The organism is Sulfuricurvum sp. (genome assembly GCF_041651515.1).
Lineage (GTDB): Bacteria > Campylobacterota > Campylobacteria > Campylobacterales > Sulfurimonadaceae > Sulfuricurvum.
Genome location: NZ_JBAZJF010000002.1, coordinates 1 through 22,850 on the forward strand (window position 1 = coordinate 1; position 22,850 = coordinate 22,850).

Genomic DNA, 22,850 nt, shown 5'->3' on the forward strand with positions numbered 1-22,850 from the left:
GGGTGTGAGCTAATGAACTCACTCAAGTTCAATGAGGCCGATTGGACCATTGTGGTCAGAAAATAAGGATTCGGTAGTGAGTAAAGTCTATTTCTCCACGTGGCGGGGCGAGCAGATCAACAACATCGGCAAAAGTGACGATGCTTGGGAAAATTCTGCTTATAACCTTCCGTTGGAATACAACGAACACGCCCATTCAAAAGCGTTTATCGGCTGGGACGGTGTAGCACTGTTTAACCCCGATGTCGACGTGGTTCGTTTAGCGACGGAATACGCGGCGCAATATCAGGTCTATTCCGAAGCGTGCGGCCGATGTGCACCGGGTCGATGGGGCGGACGTATTTTGTACGACTTGCTCGATAAAATCGCTCGAGGCGAAGGTACAGTATCGGATATGGAGCACCTTAAAGAGGTTTCCAAGACGATGCAGGAAACGTCAAAATGTGAGATCGGTAAAACGGTTCCGAATCCGTTGCTTGACTTAATGGAGCATTTTGAGTCGGAGTTTTTAGCGTGTATTGAAGGGCAAAAACCTTCCAAGCATTACCATATGGAAGATACCAATTATATTGCCAAAATCACGGCACCGTGTATGGATGCCTGTCCTGCTCACGTCGATATTCCGGCATATATTGAGGGTGTACGCGATTTACGTTTTGACGATTCCTTGATGGCAACACGTCAGACGATGCCCCTTGCTCATACATGCGGACGTGTTTGTCCCCATCCGTGTGAGACGGAGTGTCGCCGTACAAACCTGGATGAGCCGATTTCGATCATGGAACTTAAACGTTTGGGTGCCGATTACGAAACGGATCACGGCTTCGGCTTCTTTCACCCAAGTGATAAAAAGGCTTCTATCGGCAAAAAAGTGGCAATCATCGGCGCGGGGCCAGCGGGACTTACGGGTGCCTACTATTTAGCGCTTGATGGAATAGATGTAGATGTGTATGAAGAGCTTCCGGTTCTTGGTGGTGAGGTTGCGGTCGGGGTTCCCGAATACCGTATGCCGATCGATAAATACAATCAAGACATCGAAGCGGTTCGCTCTCTTGGGGTAAATTTTATCACCAACACCAAAGTAACTGCTGATATGATGCGTCAGTTTGAAAACGATTATGATGCTATTTTGGTTGCAACCGGAACCCGTATCTCGAAAAAAGTGTATTGTGACAATGAACGCAAAGAGATAGCGGGATACTGGGGTGCTATCGATATGCTCGATGAAGTAAACCTTTTTGTCAAATACGGAATCGGGGAAGATCTCGATTTGAGCGGTAAAACCGTCGTATGTGTCGGGGGTGGATTTACCTCGATGGACGTGGTTCGTTGTTCAATCCGTGCTAATGCGGCGAAAGTGGTGATGTTGTATCGCCGTGACGAAAAAACGATTATTAAAAATACAACGTACGAAGAGTATCACGAAGCGGTCGAAGAAGGTGTGGAGTTTATTTTCCACTCAGCCGTTGCCCGAATGAATGATGAAAACGATGTTCTTAAATCGCTCACAATCGATCGATATGAGTTGGTTCCTGACCCGAACGGCGGGCGTCCAAATTTGGAGAAAATCGAAGGAGCATCGTTTGATATGGAATGTGATTTTTTAATCCCTGCCGTATCTCAAAGCGCCGATTTGAAATTGATCCCCGAAGAGTGGGAGATCGAGCGGACTTCATGGGCAACGATCAAAACCAATGGCAAAGATTACATGACCTCACGCAAAGGGATTTTTGCTGCGGGGGATTGTGAATACGGTCCGATGACAATCGTCAATGCGGTTGGTCAGGCAAAGCGTGCCGCATCCGTCATATCTCGTTATGTTCAAACGGGTGAAATTACTTTGATTGATGATGAGATTATGGAAGATCACCTCCGTAAACTCAAAGTGTACGACAAAAAAGAAAAAATCCAAGGGTGGCTTCCGGGATTACCGCGTCAACACAGTGAAGTGCTCACAGTGGAAGAGCGTCGTGATAACAATCGGGAAGTAAAATACGGCTTTACACAAGAAGAGGCTATGAGCGAAGCAGAGCGTTGTATGCGCTGTTATTACATTGCGATGGTCGCACATTAAGGGGGGATGGATGATTAACTTTACGATTAACGATCAACCCGTAACAGCACAAAAGGGTGAGACAATTCTCCAAGCGGCACGTAAAGCGGGATTTTATATTCCGACGATGTGTTATTTGGAAAAAACGACCCCGTGTGCATCGTGCCGTTTGTGTGTAGTGGAAACCGATAAAACCGATGGATTTATCCTAAGTTGTCAAACCCCTCCGACAGAAGGGCTTGGGGTTACGATCAATTCGGAGCGTCTTGAGCAGGAACGGACGAATATAATGCGTTTGTACGATGTCAACCATCCTCTTGAATGCGGTGTATGTGACAAATCAGGTGCATGTGATCTTCAAAACAAAACGCTTGAATTCGGAATTGCTTCACAGCATTTCAGCGCCAAAGATCAGCAGCGGAACATTGAGCATTGGGGAGTAATTAACTATGATCCTTCATTATGTATTTTGTGCGAAAAATGTGTCCATGTGTGTAATGAGATTATCGGAGATGATGCGATTGAACTCCAATTCGGCGGATACAAATCGTCTGTTATTCCAAAAAACAGCGAGAAACTCGATTGTACGTTCTGCGGTGAATGTATCGCCGTATGTCCAGTGGGTGCACTGGTAAGCTCCGATTTTAAATACAGTGCGAATGCATGGGAACTTTCTCAAGTCCCTGCTACGTGCGTACACTGTTCTGCGGGATGTTCGCTTACCTACGAGGTAAAACACGCATCTATAACGAATCCTGCAGATAAAATTTACCGAGTAACGAATGATTTTGAACACACAACGTTGTGTGGAGCAGGACGTTTTGGGTTTGATTTTGCAACAGTGGCTAAAAAAGATGCTGCGGAATTTGCTCGTGCTGTTGATGCTCTTAACAATGCACAAGCGATCCGTTTTAGTTCCCTCATTACAAATGAAGAAGCGTTTATTTTACAGCGGCTCAAAGAGAAACTTGGTGTTAAACTTTATAATGAAGAGGCACGTGCGTATCAGAGTTTCATGACTGCGTATAGCTCTATCAGCGGGAAAAGAGCGTTTGGCGGAACATTGGATGCAATTGCTCAGAGCGATGCCATCATTATTGTCGGCGGACGAGTGAGCACCGATAATCCGGCACTTCGTTATGCGATGACGACTGCGGCTCGTCATAACGGTGCAAAAATAGTCTATATGCACCCGATTGAGGATACCCTTTTGCAAAACACGGTGACCCAATTTGTGAAGTATGAAGTGGGAACGGAAGAGGGTGTTATGGCTATGTTGGCTAAAACACTTATATCGGATACGGATATCAGCGATGATCTTCGGGTGTTTTTCGATGAATTGGATGAGGGGTATTTATGTGCCGAAACCAATGTCGGAGATGAAGAATTTGAGCGCATTGATCGTTCAATCCGTCGAGCAAAACGTAAAACACTGGTAATCGGTGCAGACCTTTTAAGCCATGTAAGAGCGGAAAATATCGCTCGTTTGGCAGCGGTAATCGAAAGCAACACCGATTTTTCGCTGGTGGTTGCAGCATCTATGGTGAACACTATCGGTGTATCGCTCATTTGTGATTTGGATGAAGATAAAGGGGGCTCAGAGGTAGTAGGCTATAATGCTTCAGGCAGTTATGTTATTGGATCGGTGGGTGAAGTTGATTTACCGCTTCCGGCACTCAATTCCCAAGAAGGGACATTTGTCAGTATCAATCATCAGCTCTTGCCGACGAACGTCGCAGTAGGATTTGAGGGATACACCCTTAATGACGTAGCATCGGCACTTGGCATTGAAACACAATATACGGTTGATTACACCGCTAAGCTTCCAACTTCTCAAGGGTTTAAATCGGTGTCCTTTGATGAGCTTGGAAATTTTTATTCACAGTTGGGTGAAGATAACCGAGGATATATGCTTGAAAACTGTGAGGTTGAGATCAATGGAACGCTTGAAGCCATTGCAGATCTTCCGGAGTTTAACGGTACGGTTGCGTATCGTTGCAATCCGGTGAATCAGTTTAATAGTTACAGTGCACGTGTCTCTCAACTTGAACAAGATACATCTCTTCGGGGATCGGCTCAGTTTGCGGCTGCTGCACGTATTGGAGATGGGGATAGAGTTCAAATCGACTCTTCCGGACGTGTGGAAGAGCGAGTATTTACTTTAGATACAGCGCTGAAAGGGACTATTGCCTTGATACCGACATATGATGGAGTCTTTGGAGCGATGAACGAAACCTATCGTTTTGAAAAAGTAAAAATTACAAGGGTAGGGAGTTAAATCATGAATGAAATAACGATTACCATAGACGGTCGCGCTGTTGTTACGCAAGAGGGTGAATACATCCTGAATGCGGCGAGAGCGAATGGGATTTTTATCCCTGCCATCTGTTACCTGACACGATGTTCACCGACATTGGCGTGTCGTATCTGTTTAGTTGAAGCAGATGGCAAACAAGTCTATGCGTGTAACGCAAAAGCCAAACAGGGGATGGAGATTAGCACCACTACCCCTAACATTGAAGCTGAGCGACGTGCCATTATGGAAGTATATGACGTTAACCATCCTCTAGAGTGCGGCGTGTGTGACCAATCGGGTGAATGTGAACTTCAAAACTATACGTTAGAGGTGGGTGTTGATGCACAAACCTACTCGATCAAAGATACCCACAAGCCGGCGCAAGATTGGGGATTGATCCATTACGATCCGGCATTATGTATTATGTGCGAACGTTGTATTACCGTCTGTAAAGATATGATCGGTGATGCGGCGCTCTCTACGGTCGCCCGTGGATCAGAAGGAATTGAAGCAGCATTTAAAGAGTCCATGCCAAAAGACGCATACGCCATGTGGAACAAACTCAACAAATCGTTGATTGCTCCAAACGGCGGTGATACTCTCGATTGTACCAATTGTGGAGAGTGTAGTGCGGTATGTCCGGTTGGAGCGCTGGTGAGCTCGGATTATCAATACACTTCAAACGCGTGGGAACATACTCAAATTCCGGCAACATGTGCCCATTGTAGTGCGGGATGTCAGCTTAGCTATGATATCAAACATACCAGTATCACAAATCCGGAAGATAAAATTTACCGTGTTAAGAATGAGTGGAACTATGTATCTCTCTGCGGTGCAGGACGTTATGGGTACGATTTTGAAAATCGTGGTGTAGTAAAAAATGCAGAAGCTTTTGATGCTGCGGTAGCCGCCTTCAAAAAAGCCGATACGATAGCCTTTACATCGACGATTACGAATGAAGAGGCAATGATTTTACAGCGCCTCAAAGAGAAATACGGTTACCGTTTAGTGAATAACGAAGCGTTAGCACTGAAAAACTTTTTGAGCAATTACAGCGATGTAAGTGGAAAATCGCTTTACGGCGGCGATCTTAAACACGTACATGAAGCTGATTTTGTTGTCTCTATCGGAAGTGCATTGAAAACCGATAACCCGAATGCCCGTTTTGCGATGAATAATGCGTTGTCAATGAACAAAGGGGCCGGGCTGTATTTTCATCCAATTAACGATCCGGTTATTGCAGATATGTCGAAAAATGTCACGCAGTTCAATCATGCACCGATGATGGAAGAGGCAGCACTCTATTTAATGCTCGACCTTTTCGGGGATAAATCGGCAATGCCATCGTCCGTAGTAGCGTATCTTGCAACCTTCCATTCGACCAAAACGGTAACGGTTGAAGAGACGGTTGATGAGAAAGTGACCGAAACGGTCATTAAAAAAGTACTCAATGAAGAGAGCGGTATCGAAGAAGAGGTGAGTGAAGAGGTCGTCAAGACGATCAAGAAAAAAGTTTCCAAAGAGGTCGAGGTTGACGAAAATGCTCTCTTTGAGCTTTTGAACGCTCCCTCAGGATTTAGCGATACTCTTACTAAGTATTTGGCTAAAAAAGAGACGTTTGCGCTGATGGTAGGACCTGATCTTTATACCCATCCGAATAGACAAAACTGCGCACGCTTGGTTGCAATGATCGAAAAATACACTGCATTCAGTGTGACGATGATTCCAAATCTCGCGAATACACTCGGTGTGGCACTGATTTGTGATTTGGACAGCGCGCGCGGCAGTAGCACTATCGGCTACAACACGGTAGGTGATTTCACCCTTAGTGCTCTAGGCGGCGGTGATCTGGATATGCCGGCTCTTAATCAACAAGAGGGGACGCTAACAGGAATTGACAAACGGGTTAATCCGACCAATGCGGCTCTTGGTTATGAGGGATATGTTCTAAACGACATTGCTAATGCTCTTGATGTAACAAGTAAATACACAATTGATTACACCGCTATATTACCGGTGAGTGCCGGATTTAAAGCATTGAAGTTTGACGATTTGCCAAACTACTATACCAACAGTGGTGAAGAAGTACGCGGATATCTCCTTGACGTACAGAGTGTGAGTACCGGAGTAGATGAGAGCATTCAACCTTTTGACATTGCATCTGCAATGAAAGAGGAAACAGTATATATCGCGAATCCGGTACTGCAATTTTCAGCATTTACCGCACGTGCCCATCAGCTTGCAAGTACGGGAGGTTTATATGCTTCTGTGGCGTATTGCGAAGCAAAAGGGTTAAGTGAGGGGGACACAGTACGCTTAAAAAGTTCAAAAGGCGAACTGGTAACAACGGTGATTGTGGACGGTAAAATCGATGGAATGATCCCGTATCTTCCGACGTTTGATTCTAATATCAACTTTGAGTCACTGTGTGAAGCGTATCGCTTTAGCGGTGTATCAATTCAAAAGGTGTAAATCATGGATATAGCATTTATCATTGAGACGATTGCGAAAATCGTCGTTATCTTGTTGGTTTTTTCGGCACTTGCAGGGTTGGGTACGTACTTTGAACGAAAAGTATTGGCATTCATGCAACGTCGTCTCGGGCCGATGCACGTTGGACCTTTTGGATTGCTCCAAGTTGCAGCGGACGGGATTAAACTTTTTACCAAAGAGGATATTATCCCTCAAAATGTGGTAAAGCCGATCTTTAAAATTGCTCCGGTTATTACAGCGGCAACGGCATTTATGGCGGCAGCCGCTATTCCGTTCTGGCCGCAATTTACGGTTATGGGTTATACGGTTCATCCTATTGTTGCGGATATTAATGTCGGTATCCTCTATGTTCTTGGGGTTATGGCAATTGGACTTTATGGACCGTTGCTTGGGGGTATGGCATCGGCGAATAAATGGTCACTGATCTCTGCGGCAAGAAGTGCGGCAGTCTTTATCTCGTATGAGGTCATCAGTGGTCTTTCGTTGTTGGCACCGCTTATGATGGTGGGTTCATTGTCGCTTGTTGATATCAATAACTATCAAGTGGGTGGAATTACCCATTGGCTTGTTTGGTCACAGCCGGTCGCGTTTATCCTTTTTTGGATTGCCGCATTTGCTGAGACGGGACGTACTCCGTTTCACTTAGTGGCCAACGATCACGAAATTATCGATGGTTTCGGTACGGAGTATTCGGGTATGCGTTGGGGTCTTTTCTTCATCGGTGAATACGCGAATATGTTCTTTATCTCGTTTGTAATCGCAATTATTTTCTTGGGCGGTTTTGGTGACGGCACGATCGCAGGGGCATTTCAGCTTCTGTTGAAAGTTGCGTTTTTCTTTTTCTTTTTCCTCTGGACACGTGCCGCATGGCCGGATGTGCGACCTGACCAATTGATGTGGTTATGTTGGAAAGTATTAATGCCGATAGCGGTTCTCAACGTTGTTGTAACCGGCATCGTGATGATGTTTTAAGGAGAAAGTGATGCATTTAGAGCCGTTTAAAGACCGCAACGTTGCACCACAGAGTGCGTATTTTCATGTTGATATCGAGGACTATCCAACCAGTGGATGGGATCGATTCAAACGAGTAGTGGATCGAACATTCAAAGGTGAACTCTTTGTCGGTTTGTGGGTAGTATTGCGTGAGATGATCAAATTTGAGATCCATACCGTTCAATACCCGAAAGAGAAATTGCCGATTGGTCCGCGTTACCGTGCCGTTCACAAATTGCTTCGACTTTGGGAGTCAGGATATGAACGCTGTATCGGATGCGGATTGTGCGAAAAAATTTGTATTTCTGATTGTATCCGTATGGATACACGCATCGATGAAAACAGCCGTAAAGAGGTTACCGAATACAGTATCAATCTTGGCCGCTGTATCTTCTGCGGCTATTGTGCCGAAGTGTGTCCGGAACTTGCGATTGTTCACGGAGGTCGTTATGAAAACGCTTCTGAACAACGTGCCCATTTTGTGATTAAAGACGATATGCTCACCCCGCTTGATTTACTCAAAGCCGGTGAGCAAGCCGAATACCCTGGTTTCGGTGCCATCATCCCAGGAAGCGATGCGTTGGTCAAAAAGACCCCGCTCGCCTATTAAGGAGTAATAGAATGTTTGAAGCAGTTGCTTTTTATCTGTTTGCCGCCCTCACGATCGGTATGTTTACCATTACCGTAATGACGTCTCAAGCGCTTTATGCCATTACCGCAATGGCGGCAGGGATGATTTTTATTTCGGCATTTTTCTTTATTTTGGGTGCTGATTTTTTAGGTGCCATCCAAATTATTGTCTATACGGGAGCCGTTATGGCATTGTATGCGTTTGGTATGATGTTTTTTGACACAACACGAAATGTTGTCGAAAAACGGACCAATCCGCAAATTGTATTTGTACTAGGGGTATTGGCTGCTGTTATGGTAGTTGCAATTTTTGTTGCTCCGATCGTATCCAATAACATAGAAGCGCTGTATCCGATCAATCCTACCGTTGGAAACTCTCAAGCGGTGGGGATGGTTCTTTTTACCAAGTATCTTGTACCGTTTGAAGTTGCGGCGGTCATGTTGCTCGTCGCTATGATCGGGGGAATCGTTCTAGCCGGGAAGAAAATGGACAAATCGTTAACCCTTATGGACGAAGAAGAGATTGCTATGATGCAACGAATCCACAATCGACATCAAGAGAAGGGGGAACACTAATGGAAATTACACTTACCCATTATCTTGTTTTATCGAGTGTATTGTTTGCAATCGGTTTAATCGGAGTAATGCGACGGAAAAATTTGTTAATGCTCTTTTTTGCGACAGAGATTTTGCTTAATGCTACGAATATTGCATTCGCAGCTATTTCACATTACATTGGTGATTTGAGCGGTCAAATGTTTGCATTTTTCATTATTGCGATTGCGGCATCAGAAGTGGCAATCGGACTTGGGCTACTCATCGTATGGTACAAACGTACCGGTAAAATCGACTTAGATCAAATGAATTCAATGCGAGGATAGGCTATGGAACTTTATTTATATATTGCACTCTTCGCTCCGTTGGTCGGATCATTATTTTCGGCATTGTTCACAGCGACACCTAAAGCAAGCATCACAGGATACGTTGCCTCAGGGTTGTTGTTTACGTCGTTTGTGAGCAGTGCAATTTTGCTGAGTTACGTCACGGGTGGGCATACCGTTCATGTTGAGATGATGACATGGATGGCTACAGGAGATCTTTACATTCCGTTTGGATTTGTTGTTGATCAAGTGAGTGTCGTCATGATGATGGTGGTTACCATCGTTTCAACCGTTGTTCATGTATACTCTATCGGATATATGGATCACGATAAAGGATTTAACCGTTTCTTCGCATGGCTTTCAGCATTCGTCTTCTCAATGATGATATTGGTGATGAGTGACAACTTTGCGGGTCTTTTTATCGGATGGGAAGGGGTTGGTCTATGTTCTTGGGGTCTAATCGGATTCTGGTACCATAAAGAATCAGCAACGTGGGCAGCAAACGAAGCGTTTATTATGAACCGTATTGCCGACCTTGGAATGCTGATCGGTATCTTCCTCCTTTACTGGAATGTCGGTTCTTTGCAGTACGATGTGGTATTTTCTGAAATCGGAAATCTTCCTTTAAACATTGTGACATGGATCGGGATTTTTCTCTTCATCGGTGCAATGGGTAAATCGGCTCAATTTCCTCTTCATACATGGCTTGCCGATGCGATGGAAGGTCCTACCCCTGTTTCGGCATTGATTCATGCTGCAACTATGGTTACCGCTGGGGTTTACCTCGTGATTCGTGCTCATCCGATTTATGATCTGATTCCGGATGTAGGGTACTTTATTGCTTCATTGGGTGCATTTGTTGCAATGTTTGCGGGGACAATGGCTTTGGTCAACCGTGATATGAAACGAATTATTGCTTACTCTACCTTGTCACAGCTCGGATATATGTTTGTTGCGGCCGGTTTGGGTGCCTATTGGGTGGCACTTTTTCACCTCATGGCACACGCCTTTTTCAAAGCGTTGCTGTTCTTGGGTGCCGGTAACGTTATGCACGCAATGAGCGATGAACTTGACCCGGTTAAAATGGGCGGACTTCATAAAGTGATGAAAGGGACAGCGGTACTAATGATCCTTGCCTCTGTAGCCCTTGCCGGTATCTGGCCATTTGCAGGATTCTTTTCAAAAGATAAAATTTTAGAAGTTGCATTTAGTTCAGAACACTATATTTTGTGGGGAACATTATGGATTACTGCCGGATTGACGGCATTTTATTCATTCCGTTTGATTATGCTCGCCTTTTTCGGAGAAGCACGTTATAAAAACTTTGGATTCCATCCTCATGAAGCATACCGTTTTATGCTCATAGCGATGTCGCCTTTAGCCGTTCTCGCTCTGATCGCCGGATGGTTTGAAAATGATTTTATTCGCCTTGTAACGACGTTATTACCGGGATTTCATTTTCACACGCATCATGTTGAATTGATTTTAATCGCCGTGACATCATTGATGGCATTAGGTGGTATTGCTACTGCAATTATAATGTACCGTAATGGCCCGTTGAGTAGAAAATGGGAAGAACGCTTTTGCTATAAAGTACTTATTAACCAGTACTATATTCCAAAATTTTACGAAGAAGTTTTTTCTAAACCGTATAAAGAGCTTTCACGTTTAGCATGGAAAGAGATCGATGTTAAAATTGTAGATGCAACCGTTGATATGATTGCCAATACAATTTATAAAACAGGTGAAAGTACACGTGATATTCAAAATGGAAATCTGTCCTCAATGCTGCGATGGATGGTTATCGGTTTAGTGGTTTTAATGGCACTTGCCGTCGCGTTTACCATCGGGTATAACGCGGTAAATGCTTAAGGAGTAATGATGCTAGATCATATTTTATCGATTTTAATTTTCTTTCCGGCATTGGCTGCAATGCTTGGATTTGTAGTTACAAAAGACAGCGCACGAGCATACGGTATTACTGTAGCAGCGATCGAATTTGCCCTTTCACTGTGGCTATGGCATGCATACGATCCGATGACATCGGGAATGCAATTTATGGAATCGGCTCCTCTAATCCCTGCATTTGGTGTTAGTTATTTACTGGGGATTGATGGTATTTCACTCTTTATTATTATTTTGTCAACGTTTTTCACCCTTATCGGTATTGCATCGTTGACGGAAACGCGCCGTATTAAAGATCTTGTTATTACTCTATTGTTCTTGGAAATGACAATGGTAGGCGTTTTTGCGGCACTAGATGCAATTGTATTTTATGTATTTTGGGAACTCTCTCTTGTCCCGATGCTTTACATCATCGGCGCATGGGGCGGACCGCTTCGTATCTATGCATCGATTAAATTTTTCCTTTATACCTTTACCGGATCACTGGTAATGCTTGTGGGTATACTTTTTATGGCCTATTTTTACTCTTTAGCGACGGGGATGTGGAGCTTCTCTATTTTAGAGTGGTACAGATTGTTGCTCCCTTTTGCAAAAGAAACGGGTGAAATTTGGTGGTTAGGCAATTATCAAATATGGTTATTTCTGGCCTTCTTTATCGGGTTTGCTATCAAAGTACCAATGTTTCCGTTTCATACTTGGCTCCCATATGCTCACGGGCAAGCACCGACTATCGGTTCGGTAATATTGGCAGCCATTTTGCTTAAAATGGGAACATATGCGTTTGTACGATTTTCGCTTCCGTTGTTTCCGGACGCATCGGTTTATTTTATGTTTCCGATAGCTGTTATTGCGATTATAATGATTATATATACGGCAATGGTAGCCTATGCACAAGAGGATATCAAACAAGTTGTAGCCTACAGCTCAATTTCACATATGGGTGTTATTATCCTTGGTATTTTCGCTCTCAATGTTGAGGGGGTAAGCGGTTCGGTATTCTTGATGATTGCGCATGGAGTTGTGTCGGGTGGACTGTTTTTGCTTGTGGGGGTTATTTATGATCGCCGTCACACCAAACTGATGTCGGAATTCGGAGGATTAGCATCGGTCATGCCGCGCTATGCGACGATTTTTGGGATTATGATGATGGCTTCAGTCGGATTGCCTCTAACAATTAATTTTGTGGGAGAATTTTTGAGTTTGCTCGGTTTTTACAAACAGTCTCATATGTTTACCCTTCTAGCCGGTACAGCGATTATTGTTGGTGCAATTTATATGCTCACAGCGTATAAAAAAGCATTTTTTGGAACGGTTACGAATGAAGCAAACAAAAATCTAAAAGATATCAATGCGACAGAACTGATGGGACTTATTCCCCTAGTTATTGTTGCAATTTGGTTGGGTGTATATCCAAAGCCTGTTTTAGGCCCGATCAGCAACAGCGTAGAGGGTGTTATACAACTTATGCACGATAAAGCGCAAAGCTCTGAAGCAAAAGCGCGTATTCCGAATCTTGCACATGCAGATGAATTGAATTCTATTCAGGAGGCGCACTAATGTTGGAGCCAATTAATGTTTCACTAGCGTCGCTTAACATTGCGACGCTCTCTCCGATGCTGATCGCGATTGTGGGTGCTCTCAGTATTTTAGTCATTGACATGCTTAAAGAGGGGTTGCACAAATCTTTCTACGTTATGGTTGCTTTATTATTTTTACTCCTTGATTTGGGAGCATTGATTGACTTTGGCGGTGTTTTTCTTAAAAACGGAACGATATTGGGATTTTTTGATGTGATGCTGATGGACGGCATTGCAATTATGTCCCAAATAATCATTGTCATAGGTTCAATGCTCTTTATTCCTTTGGCCCTTACGTCAAAACGGTTCCATGAGTACAATTATCCTGAGTACTTTGCCCTGTTTTTGTTTATGAATGCTGGCTTCCAATTTATGGTTGCTAGCGATAATCTTATCTTGATTTTTGTCGGATTAGAGACAGCCTCATTAGCACTGTATACTCTTATAGCATTGCACAACCGCTCAAAATCATTTGAAGCGGCTGTGAAATATTTTACAATGGGTGCTTTGGCAGCAGGCTTTTATGCATTTGGATCAATGATTTTATATGCAATCAGCGGTTCAGTCGAGATCAATCAAATCGCGACGGTTTTAGCTGAAGATCACTACAGTAACATAGGGTATGTTCTTGTTGCAATGGCATTTATGATTGCGGCTTTTGGATTTAAATTATCCATGGTACCGTTTCATACGTGGACTCCCGATGTCTATGAGGGATCATCTGCAGCGCTTGCCGGCTACATGTCAATTGTTCCAAAAATTGCGGCATTTGTGGTTGCAATGCGCCTGTTTGAGTTTTTGATTCACAGCGGCGTTGTATGGTTGCAAGTGATTTTGTACATCGGAGTTGTTATTACAATGACAGCTTCAAACATCTGGGCTTTGGTCCAAACGGATGTCAAACGAATGTTGGCATACAGTTCGATCTCTCATGCCGGTTTTGTAATGGCAGCGATTTTGATTGGGACAACGCAGGCAAACACGGGCCTCTTTTTATATTGGGCACTGTTTAGCTTTACCAACCTTGGTGCCTTTACCATGTTGTGGGTAAACCGTCAGAAAAATCTCCTTCCGGGGCAAAGTTCGGATCATCCGTATGAAAAATTTTCAGGGATGGTAAAAACAATGCCTATGGCGGCTGTCGTAATGGCGTTGTTTATGCTTTCCTTAGCCGGTATTCCTCCCTTTGGTCTGTTCTGGGGTAAAATGTATATGATAGGTTCAGCAGTAAGTGCAGGGTATACGGTACTTGCCCTTGTCATGGCATTAAATTCGGCCATTGCCGGATATTATTACCTTAAACTGATCGTTTTTATGTTTATGAAAGAACCAATGGTAGGGTATGAAAAATACTATTTAATGAATGCATCATTGTCCCTTAAAACCATTATCGGGATTGCGGTTATCGGAACCATATTTGCCGTATTTGCGGTTAATCCACTCTTGGAAGTTATAACCCGTTTCGTGTATAATAGCGGCTATTAATCCTCTTGATGAGGAACTTTGAGGAGTAGGTATGGGGCGCTGGTTATTATTGTGTCTCTGGTTACCTCTCAGTGCTTTGGACCTTTCAATCGAAAGTGGCAAGGAAAATGGGGATGCTTATAGCATCCTCCATCTCCAAGACAGCAGTTCATTTGGGTGTGAAGCACACAAAGATGAATTTGGCGAAACTCGACGAATCGATTGTACCTTTGCCCATCCACCGCAACGCTCGTTTCCCCCGATTCATAATACTTTTTTAACGGTAACTCCCTCATCTAACAAAAGCAGCTACTCCATTATCATTACTCCAGCGTTAAAAATGAAATTGATTCCGATTTTTTTTGATCTCACCAAGACCTCTCAACTCTATCAACATGAGGTTAAAACGGCAATGCATTGGATCGTGGTAGGGTATGCCAAACGCGCGCCTATGCTGGATGAGAAGAGGAGTGCTGAGACCAGCATGAATTTTCCGATTAAGATGCACAGTAATGTTTATCCGTACGTAGGTGGACTTGATTTAAAAGGAAATCCGATTAAAATTGCGCGTGTTCAGGATGTCACGGACTATATGAATCTAAAAAAAGCGTACAGTGACAAAAAATTTGACAAAGTGCTTGAGTTGGCAACCTATACGTTGAATAAATATCCTAAAACCATTTTTAAAAATGAGTTGATGCTCTATCAGATTCGAGCTCTGCATGAAAATGAGGAGTCGGAAAAGCTTCTTGAAGTTTCTAAGCGATTTTTACGCGATTATTCAGGGGATCCGAGTGTTGCAGAGGTATTGGCATATACGGCGCACGCCTATGTGAAAATAGGACAGAATGTTGATGCTGATTACTTTTTTGATAGGCTGTTTGATGAGCAGTTGGATAGCCCGTATGCATCTTTGGGAATGCTTTATAAAGCTCAAGAGCTTGAAGGAGAAAGTCCTAAAAAAGCGATGCAGTTTTATCAAAAAGCACTGGATACGAGTAAAGATATTGACATTGCTTCACAAGCGGCATTCAAACTGGCGCAAATTGAGCTTAGTTCGGGTAATACGAAGGACGCAAAACCCTATATCGATAAAATAGCGAAAGCAAATCCAAAATATTTTTTACAAGTACGTGCAGAAGCGGTAGCGGTTGCCAAGGCATTGGTAGATCGTCATGAGTCGAAAACGGCGGCAAAAATAACCGAAAGTCTTTATAAAAATAGTGAAGAGAAATCTCCGGATCGTGAGATGCTTCTTAAAGATTTAGGGATACAACTGGCACAAGCGGGTAAACGTGAAGAGGCATTGAAGCGGTTTAATGAATATTTGGAGAACTATAAATATGGCGATTATACGGATGAAGTACGTCGTGCTAAAGATGGGTTGTTTTTTGATAAAGGTGATACCAATGCAAGTGAGGGGATCAAGCAGTATGATGAGCTGATCGAGCGTTACGGCAATGACAGCGTCGGGCGAAAGGCATTGTACAAAAAAGTACAATTATTGCTAAAAGAGAGCCGTTATAAAGAGATATTAGATTTAGAGAGCCAACTTCATCAGCTGGACACGGCGGAATACCCGGATGTGAACTCCATGATTTCAAAAAGCGCTATTGGGTTGAGTAAAGAGTATCTCAAAGAGGGAAAATGCAGTGAAGTCGTTACATTACAAAAAATGTACAAAATCAAATTACTTCCTGAATGGGATGGACTTTTATTTGAGTGTGCTCTTAAAACGACACAATATCCGGAAGCCAAAAGAATAGCGCAAAGACATTTACAATCAAAATCAATGGCTGAACGTCAAGTTTGGCTATCACGCATGGTTAAAACCCAGTTTGCATTAGGGGAATACAAAAGTGCTATTCAAGGGGGAGAAGAGCTTGCTACCTTGTTAAATGCAGAAAAGAATCCTCCTCTAAATGATATATACCGAACCCTTTTTGACGCTATGCAGCGTAGCGGGAATGCCGAGGGGATGATACGCCACATAAAAAATATCGAAACGGTATTCGGCAATGATTTCAAAGACATTGAGCGCTATACCCAGATGGTAGTATTGGCAACAGCGCGCAAAGACGAAGCAATGACACAAACGTATGGGCGTAAAGTAGTAGCGTTACAAGAGAGAACGAAAACCTATACGCAAAGCCCTTATATCGAGTTTACTTTAGGACAATCGTATCAAAAGCTTGGGCGAGATAGAGATGCGTTAGAGATACTTAAAAGTCTTGACAGTCGCAAATTAGACAAAGAAAAACGTGCACGTCAACAATATTTGATCGGTTCGCTTTCACAAAGATTGGGGCGAAAAGCAGAAGCACGAACGGCTTTTAATGCCAGCATTAAAACGGACCCAACTTCTGCATGGGGGAAATTAGCTAAAGACGCACTTGGGCTATTGTAAAATATTTTTGGCAATTTGCTCTAATTGATGTGCTGAACTGCTGGCTGTAAGGGTAAATTGATGGCTGTTAAAGGTTTGCTGCCGTTTAGCAAGCTGTGCGGTATGGGTCGTAATTTGCTCTTTGAGAACGGCTTTGGATATTTTTCCGTCTAAATACGCTAACGTTTCAATAAGACCTATGGCTTTCATACTGTTGGGCAGACGGCCATAGCAATGTTCTAGATGTGCAACTTCATCGATCAATCCCATACGAAACATTTTTTCGGTTCGTAGAGCAATACGTTCACGTAACACAGTTCGTTCTACACCCAGATCCAGTACAGGACATGTTTCTATAACCGGCTTAGGGGTGTGTGCTGAAAACCACTCGGATGGGGGAGTAGACGTTTGCAAATAAAGATGCAACATCTTTTCTATTCTATAACGATCGGTAGCTTGAATTTTAGCCATAGTAATCGGGTCGATGTCGGCTAAAAAAGCGTGTGCGGATTCGATATTTTGGAGCATCATATTGGCTACCTGATGAGTCTCTTCACTGATGGATGGAATATACGATAACCCCTCAAGCATACTTTTGAGGTAAAAGCTGCTTCCGCCGACGATCACAATATTTTTTTGATGTTCTCGGGCATAGGCGAGGGCACGGTGATATTCCTCGATAAAGGTAAATACACTGGCATTCTGATCGGGAGAGAGGGTATCAATGCCAAAATGCAATACCGCATCTCGTTCTTCTTGGGAAGGTTTAGCGGAGGCGATATCGATCTCTTTGTAGATACTCAGCGAATCGATAGAGAGTATAACCGCGTTATGGGCCAATGCCAGGGAAAGGGCAAGGTCGCTTTTGCCTGAAGCGGTAGAACCGATAATTGCTAACTGTTTCATAAATGCTATTATACCCTGAAGGGTACGAGAACCTTTGATAAGGTACCGTCAAAGAGAATTTACGATAAAATAAAAGAATATATGCAAAAGGTGATGCGTGAAACGATTAGCGAAGAAACTCCAATATTTCAATGAGCTGGTTATGTTTCAGCACTCTGTTTTTTCCCTCCCCTTTATTTTTATTGCGATGATTGTTGCGGCGGAGGGATGGTTTGGCTTCCGCCTATTGATATTAGGGGCATTGGCAGCCATTACGGCTCGAAATTTTGCCATGGGATTTAACCGATTCGTGGACCGCCGTTTTGATGCATTTAACCCGCGTACCGCAAATCGTCCCAGTGTAGACGGAAGACTCGATGCGACATCGATTGCTATTTTTACAGGGGTAAACGGACTGGTTTTTATGGGAGTTTCGTATTTTGTTAATGACTTGGCATTAGCTCTTAGTCTACCAATATTAATCGTTTTGGGAAGTTATTCGTATTTCAAGCGATTTAGCTCAATGGCACATATCGTATTGGGAATATCATTGGGATTGGCGCCGATAGCAGGTGTTATTGCTGTGAGCGGTGAGATATCGATGTGGTCTATCTGGCTCAGTATAGGGGTAATGTTTTGGGTAGCCGGGTTTGATTTGCTCTATTCACTGCAAGACATTGATTTCGATGTAACCAATAACCTCCACTCTATCCCCTCTCGCTATGGCAGCGCGACGACGATGAAAATTTCAGCCCTCTTTCACATTCTTGCAATAGTGTTTTGGGAATTATTTGTTATCTCAGCAGGATTGGGTATCTTGGCACAATGTGCTGTTTTATTTTCAATTCTTATGCTAGGATATGAACACTATTTGGTACGGCGTGATTTTACTCAGATCAATCGAGCTTTTTTTACCGTTAACGGGTATTTAGGATTTGTTTTTATAACATTTATTATTTTGGACAAGGTAGTGTGATGGAGACGATTAGACTTATTGAGGCCGTTTTGGAAATAGCATTTGATCGGGAAAGTACAGATCAAAAAAGCTATGAGCACGAATACGCAACATTAAGTGAAAGCGATGATGACGCAATAGGGCAATGGCTACGCACAGCAAAAGCGCGAGGTGAAGTAGGGGATACCGATCCGGTTGTGTTGCACTTGATGATGGAGCTGTATCGAAAGATTGATCGTTTAGAGAATCTCTTGCTGGAAAATGCACCCAAACGGGAATCTTTGGGGTATAAAAGTTCGATAGAGAGTATTGGTATTGAGCATTTTAAACTCAATGAGCCGATATTGAGCGAAGGTGAACGCTATTATGGGCGTATTGAGCTTCCTGTCCACCCTAAGCGTGAAACAGCTCTCTATTTTGAGGCGGTTGACTCTTGCCTTGCTAAAATTGTCCGAATACATCCTCGTGATGAAGATGAATGGGCGAGGTATATGAGATCACGGGAGCGCATTATGATCCGCCACCTTAAAGGGCGCGAATGAATTACGGTATTGAAATCGCAGTGGTAGCACTCGCCGTCCTTGTGGCAGGTCTCATCTATTATGTGATAACCAAAGAGGGTGAAACCACTTCTCATATCCGCTCTGTTGCAAAAGCCATTGACGATGTACATCGTGAACTTTTTATGATGGACAAACGGCTTAAACAAGAATTGGAAATAATAACATCGCTGCAGGAGAGTGTCCCTCGTGAACAGCATTCTCTACATGCCGAACTCGGACGAGAGGTCAATGAGATATCGGTGCCGATCATGGAATCGTTGGCTCATATTGAAGGGACGTTTAGTGCATATAAGGACAAGACGGAAAACCGTCTTAGATACCTTGAAGAGCGTATACGTAACCTCTCCCTTCCTACGTCGATCAGCGGCCTAGACGATGAGAAAGTAATAAGTCGCTACAGTCAAGGGCTTGATGTCGATGCCATTGCAAAAGAACTCCGATTATCGAAACCGGAAGTAGAGTTCGTTTTGAAAATTAACCAACTCAGATAGTTATAAGCTTGATCCGCTATAATTTCGTTCTCTTTAAAATGCGTCCGTAGCTCAGCTGGATAGAGCACCGGTTTGCGGTACCGGCGGTCAGGGATTCGAATTCCTTCGGGCGCACCACTTACAAACACCGTAATCATCGAACTTTCCTTAACCAAAATCAAAACACTAAAATTGCTTAAGAATTCTACCACTCCCACTTTTTGCATCCAAATGATCCATATCCTAGGCGAACTCGGGACGTACTCGACGTATTACTCCGGACACATCGCTAATTACATTGCCACAATGCTGTACAAATGCATCGTTTACCTCAACCAAAGTAAATACTTCTGATACGTCACCCTCGAAGAAGAAAGATTCGTCGGGTAGTTTAATTCTGAAAGGTAGTGTTTCAACTTTCGCAATCAGAGCATCGTAACTGCGGCCAGGTCCATGCTTGAGTACGTTGACAGCTGAAGAAAGATTTTCAAAACGTTCTTTCATATATAGCTCTCCTTGGGCATCTAAAATTGTCTTGGCCTCACCAAATCCATCGCGACAATTTAGACCATCTTGCAGGTTGGCTTCAAAAATGGAGAACATACCAACTGCTAAGATCGCTTTTTGGAGCTGTATCATCTGAAGAGTTTTTACTAGGGAAGTGGCACCGCTCGTTTGCAGTGCCTCAATTGTTTGCTCGTTTGTCTCTCTCAAAGTTTCAAGGGTAAAAGTTGTGCATTCATCTAGGAGTTTGGTAAAGCTGTGCATAGTATGTCCAAAGTATAAGTATCTTATCGTGATGCATAGATAATATCATACTTTTTCAAACTCATTTTCTTTTGGACGAAAAGAGCAAAGATAGTTTAGCAAGATACTTTTCTTATGTTTACGTACTACAATTCAAATATCCATATCCTGAATTGTAGAAGATTGTGTATTGCAGTGGCTCTAAATATCAGATAGGTGTGAAATCGTCACCGAATGCTCCATATATGCCTTATAGAGGACGAATATAGTTTAGACGAGACGCGAAGTTGGTATGATTGATTATTTGAGGCTGTAGAGGTCGGAAGAGTAGCGTAAAAGCTACTTTCCCTGTGTAATAGCATTAGCCTCCACTAATATAGTGACTACCTTTACCATGACTATTATAACCTCCAACTCGATGTGAGTCTTTTTGAACTGCTGAAACTACATCTACTAAAGATACCATCAAAAGAAAGAACAATTAGCAGTATTTTTTAGATACTTTTAATATGATAATAGTTATTGTTATTGACAAATGCACTGCTTTCCTATACTATTGCAATCAATAATTATTATCAATAGGAAAATAAGTGAAAAATATCCCTCTATATTCTCTAGTGAGCATGATACTTACTGGAAGTCTTTATGCTCAGGATTATGCAACAACACTTGAGCCATGGAATGCAAGTCTTCAGACGACTTCCATTTGGCAATATAAGCCATCTATTAATGCACCTTATGGCGTTTATGGTGATAATATTCACAGTATATTGCCTGAGAGCGAAAGTACATACTCTGTTAGTATCTCTCCGACATTTGGTGTTAGAGCTTGGGATGGCGGTGAAATATACTTTACTCCTGAGATGTTTTCAACAAAGATGATGTCTGGTATGACAGGTCTTGGTGGATTGTCAAACGGTGAAAACCAAAGAGGCGGAAGTGAAAAACCTAAATCTTATATTGCAAAGTTGTTTTTTAGACAAACATGGAATTTAGAGGGAGACTCTACAACTGTAGCTTCTGGAGCCGGGCAACTTGCTGGAAGCGTATCAAGTCAACGAATAGTCTTAACAGTCGGTAAATTGGCTCTTCCGGATATCTTTGACAATAATAAATATTCACACAATCCTCGCACTCAATTTATGAATTGGTCATTAATGTCGGGCGGTGCATACGATTATGCCGCTGATATTCGTGGCTATGATCAAGGTATGGCACTCGAGTATTATGATTATGACTGGGTTTATCGGATTGGGCGCTTTAAAGAGCCTATAATTCCTAACGGCCTTGCATTGGATTCACATTTTTTGACACATTATGGAGATCAAATAGAAGTTGAGCATGCACATAGTATTGCTTCTCAGCCAGGAAAGATTCGCGCCTTGGTATTTCTCAATAAAATGCAAATGGGATCTTATTCAGATGCTATTATCTTGGGACAAGCTTCTTCAGAAACTCCGGATCAAACTTTAGTACGGAATGAACATACAAAATCTGGTTACGAAGTCGGATTTGAACAGTCGTTATCGGATGATATAGGAGTTTTTGGGCGTTATAGCTGGTGTGACGGTAAAACAGAAATGTACTCATTCGCAGAGATAGATGAATCACTTTCCGGAGGTGTTTCTATTCAAGGAACAAACTGGAAGCGGAAAGATGATACCTTCGGTATTGCAGTCGCTTTGAATAATTTATCAAAAATTCATCGTGAATATCTTGCGCAAGGCGGAATGGATTTTATGATTGGAGATGGAAAAATCAACTATCATCAAGAACAAATTCTTGAAACTTATTATAGTGCTCGCATCAATAAAAATATTTGGATGTCACTCGATTATCAGCATATTATAAATCCTGCATACAATAGTGACCGCGGTCCTATTAACATTTACGGTATTCGTTTACATATGGAATTTTAGAACTAATGAAGGAAAGAATTTAAAAATTCAGAAAAGCCAAAGGGTACAGTCAGCTCAAATTAGCGACTGAAATGGGTCTTAAATCTGTTGGACTCGTTTCTGTTGCGGAGCTATATTACAATCGTAAACACTTTAATCTCGAACACCTATATAAAATATCTGCTGTACTCGACATCCCTATAGCTCAATTCTTCGAATCTACCCCGTTAGAGCCATTGACTGAATCTAATCAATAGTACATGACGATCAACAGTCCCCTTTCGGATTGAAAGGGTTAGGGATATATGATATTGATTTTCTTCGGTGTTTATACATATGAAGATATTGTAGTGAGATCGAATTGATGAGTGAAAAAATATTTCAAAGTAAAAGTATGCGAGAGATAGTGCAGTTATAAAGCTTAAGGGCTCTTTTGATTACATTTATCACGGTTGCCACGGTACCTTCATAAATGAAGATACCATACGTAACTATTTATTAATTACAAACAGTTACCCAACGAGAACCGCCATTTGGATCAGAAACAAAAACTTCTTTACACATGTAAGCATTAGCATTAACTGCTAAAGCAAATAATGCTATCAAAATCACTTTTATCATATTGAATCACCTCCTTTCATTAATTTTCGAAAG

At 42.6% G+C, this 22,850-nt stretch carries 19 protein-coding genes, 1 tRNA gene and 1 pseudogene; 18 read left to right on the top strand and 3 right to left on the bottom strand.

Annotated features, from left to right (window positions below; translation table 11 throughout):
* From WC407_RS03120 to WC407_RS03175, 12 genes are all read left to right on the top strand, one after another.
* Window positions 1-66, top strand: a 66-nt coding sequence (locus WC407_RS03120; protein WP_373021582.1) for an NADH-ubiquinone oxidoreductase subunit E family protein, incomplete at its 5' end; no start/stop codon positions are given.
* A 10-nt stretch (window positions 67-76) separates the two neighbouring features.
* Window positions 77-2,074, top strand: a complete 1,998-nt coding sequence (locus tag WC407_RS03125; protein WP_373021096.1) for an FAD-dependent oxidoreductase — start codon at window positions 77-79, stop codon at window positions 2,072-2,074.
* 10 nt (window positions 2,075-2,084) lie between these two features.
* On the top strand, window positions 2,085-4,331 hold the full coding sequence (locus tag WC407_RS03130; protein WP_373021097.1) for a 2Fe-2S iron-sulfur cluster-binding protein: 2,247 nt from the start codon (window positions 2,085-2,087) through the stop codon (window positions 4,329-4,331).
* A 3-nt stretch (window positions 4,332-4,334) separates the two neighbouring features.
* Window positions 4,335-6,821: an NADH-quinone oxidoreductase subunit G gene (locus WC407_RS03135; RefSeq protein ID WP_373021098.1), complete on the top strand. Its 2,487-nt coding sequence runs from the start codon at window positions 4,335-4,337 to the stop codon at window positions 6,819-6,821.
* Between the two features lie 3 nt (window positions 6,822-6,824).
* The gene (nuoH, locus tag WC407_RS03140; protein WP_373021099.1) at window positions 6,825-7,814 is read left to right on the top strand and encodes an NADH-quinone oxidoreductase subunit NuoH; all 990 of its coding nucleotides are present in this window, start codon (window positions 6,825-6,827) and stop codon (window positions 7,812-7,814) included.
* Between the two features lie 10 nt (window positions 7,815-7,824).
* The gene (gene nuoI / locus WC407_RS03145; protein WP_373021100.1) at window positions 7,825-8,445 is read left to right on the top strand and encodes an NADH-quinone oxidoreductase subunit NuoI; all 621 of its coding nucleotides are present in this window, start codon (window positions 7,825-7,827) and stop codon (window positions 8,443-8,445) included.
* Between the two features lie 11 nt (window positions 8,446-8,456).
* On the top strand, window positions 8,457-9,041 hold the full coding sequence (locus WC407_RS03150; RefSeq protein ID WP_373021102.1) for an NADH-quinone oxidoreductase subunit J: 585 nt from the start codon (window positions 8,457-8,459) through the stop codon (window positions 9,039-9,041).
* Window positions 9,041-9,346, top strand: a complete 306-nt coding sequence (gene nuoK, locus WC407_RS03155) for an NADH-quinone oxidoreductase subunit NuoK (protein WP_373021103.1) — start codon at window positions 9,041-9,043, stop codon at window positions 9,344-9,346. Before WC407_RS03150 ends, nuoK begins: the two co-directional genes overlap by 1 nt.
* A gap of 3 nt (window positions 9,347-9,349) precedes the next feature.
* A complete protein-coding gene (nuoL, locus tag WC407_RS03160) occupies window positions 9,350-11,218 on the top strand; it encodes an NADH-quinone oxidoreductase subunit L (RefSeq protein ID WP_373021104.1) in 1,869 nt (622 codons plus the stop codon).
* A gap of 9 nt (window positions 11,219-11,227) precedes the next feature.
* On the top strand, window positions 11,228-12,808 hold the full coding sequence (locus tag WC407_RS03165; RefSeq protein WP_373021105.1) for an NADH-quinone oxidoreductase subunit M: 1,581 nt from the start codon (window positions 11,228-11,230) through the stop codon (window positions 12,806-12,808).
* Window positions 12,808-14,313, top strand: a complete 1,506-nt coding sequence (nuoN, locus tag WC407_RS03170) for an NADH-quinone oxidoreductase subunit NuoN (protein ID WP_373021106.1) — start codon at window positions 12,808-12,810, stop codon at window positions 14,311-14,313. The genes WC407_RS03165 and nuoN overlap by 1 nt, the downstream gene beginning before the upstream one ends.
* A gap of 31 nt (window positions 14,314-14,344) precedes the next feature.
* Window positions 14,345-16,699, top strand: coding sequence for a hypothetical protein (locus WC407_RS03175; protein WP_373021107.1), 2,355 nt, complete (start codon window positions 14,345-14,347; stop codon window positions 16,697-16,699).
* Here WC407_RS03175 and miaA read toward each other — a convergent pair.
* Window positions 16,691-17,584, bottom strand: coding sequence for a tRNA (adenosine(37)-N6)-dimethylallyltransferase MiaA (gene miaA, locus WC407_RS03180; RefSeq protein ID WP_373021108.1), 894 nt, complete (start codon window positions 17,582-17,584; stop codon window positions 16,691-16,693). The two genes, WC407_RS03175 and miaA, sit on opposite strands and share 9 nt — an antisense overlap.
* Before the next feature lie 97 nt (window positions 17,585-17,681).
* Between miaA and mqnP the strand changes: the two genes are divergently transcribed.
* From mqnP to WC407_RS03200, 4 genes are all read left to right on the top strand, one after another.
* On the top strand, window positions 17,682-18,539 hold the full coding sequence (gene mqnP, locus WC407_RS03185) for a menaquinone biosynthesis prenyltransferase MqnP (protein ID WP_373021109.1): 858 nt from the start codon (window positions 17,682-17,684) through the stop codon (window positions 18,537-18,539).
* Entirely contained in the window at window positions 18,539-19,060 is a 522-nt protein-coding gene (locus WC407_RS03190; protein ID WP_373021110.1) for a hypothetical protein, read from the top strand. Before mqnP ends, WC407_RS03190 begins: the two co-directional genes overlap by 1 nt.
* Entirely contained in the window at window positions 19,057-19,572 is a 516-nt protein-coding gene (locus WC407_RS03195; RefSeq protein ID WP_373021111.1) for a hypothetical protein, read from the top strand. Before WC407_RS03190 ends, WC407_RS03195 begins: the two co-directional genes overlap by 4 nt.
* Before the next feature lie 40 nt (window positions 19,573-19,612).
* Window positions 19,613-19,689, top strand: a tRNA-Arg gene (locus WC407_RS03200).
* 105 nt (window positions 19,690-19,794) lie between these two features.
* Here the strand turns inward: WC407_RS03200 and WC407_RS03205 are convergent.
* The gene (locus tag WC407_RS03205) at window positions 19,795-20,319 is read right to left on the bottom strand and encodes a hypothetical protein (protein ID WP_373021112.1); all 525 of its coding nucleotides are present in this window, start codon (window positions 20,317-20,319) and stop codon (window positions 19,795-19,797) included.
* Between the two features lie 569 nt (window positions 20,320-20,888).
* On the opposite strand from WC407_RS03205, the gene WC407_RS03210 reads away from it, so the two are divergent.
* Window positions 20,889-22,217 (top strand): carbohydrate porin, encoded by a 1,329-nt coding sequence (locus WC407_RS03210; RefSeq protein WP_373021113.1) that lies wholly within the window; start codon window positions 20,889-20,891, stop codon window positions 22,215-22,217.
* 35 nt (window positions 22,218-22,252) lie between these two features.
* Window positions 22,253-22,453 (top strand): annotated as a pseudogene (locus tag WC407_RS03215) (hypothetical protein); the annotation flags it as partial.
* A 241-nt stretch (window positions 22,454-22,694) separates the two neighbouring features.
* On the opposite strand, the gene WC407_RS03220 reads toward WC407_RS03215, so the two are convergent.
* Window positions 22,695-22,817 (bottom strand): hypothetical protein, encoded by a 123-nt coding sequence (locus tag WC407_RS03220; protein ID WP_373021114.1) that lies wholly within the window; start codon window positions 22,815-22,817, stop codon window positions 22,695-22,697.
* Between the last annotated feature and the right edge of the window lie 33 nt (window positions 22,818-22,850).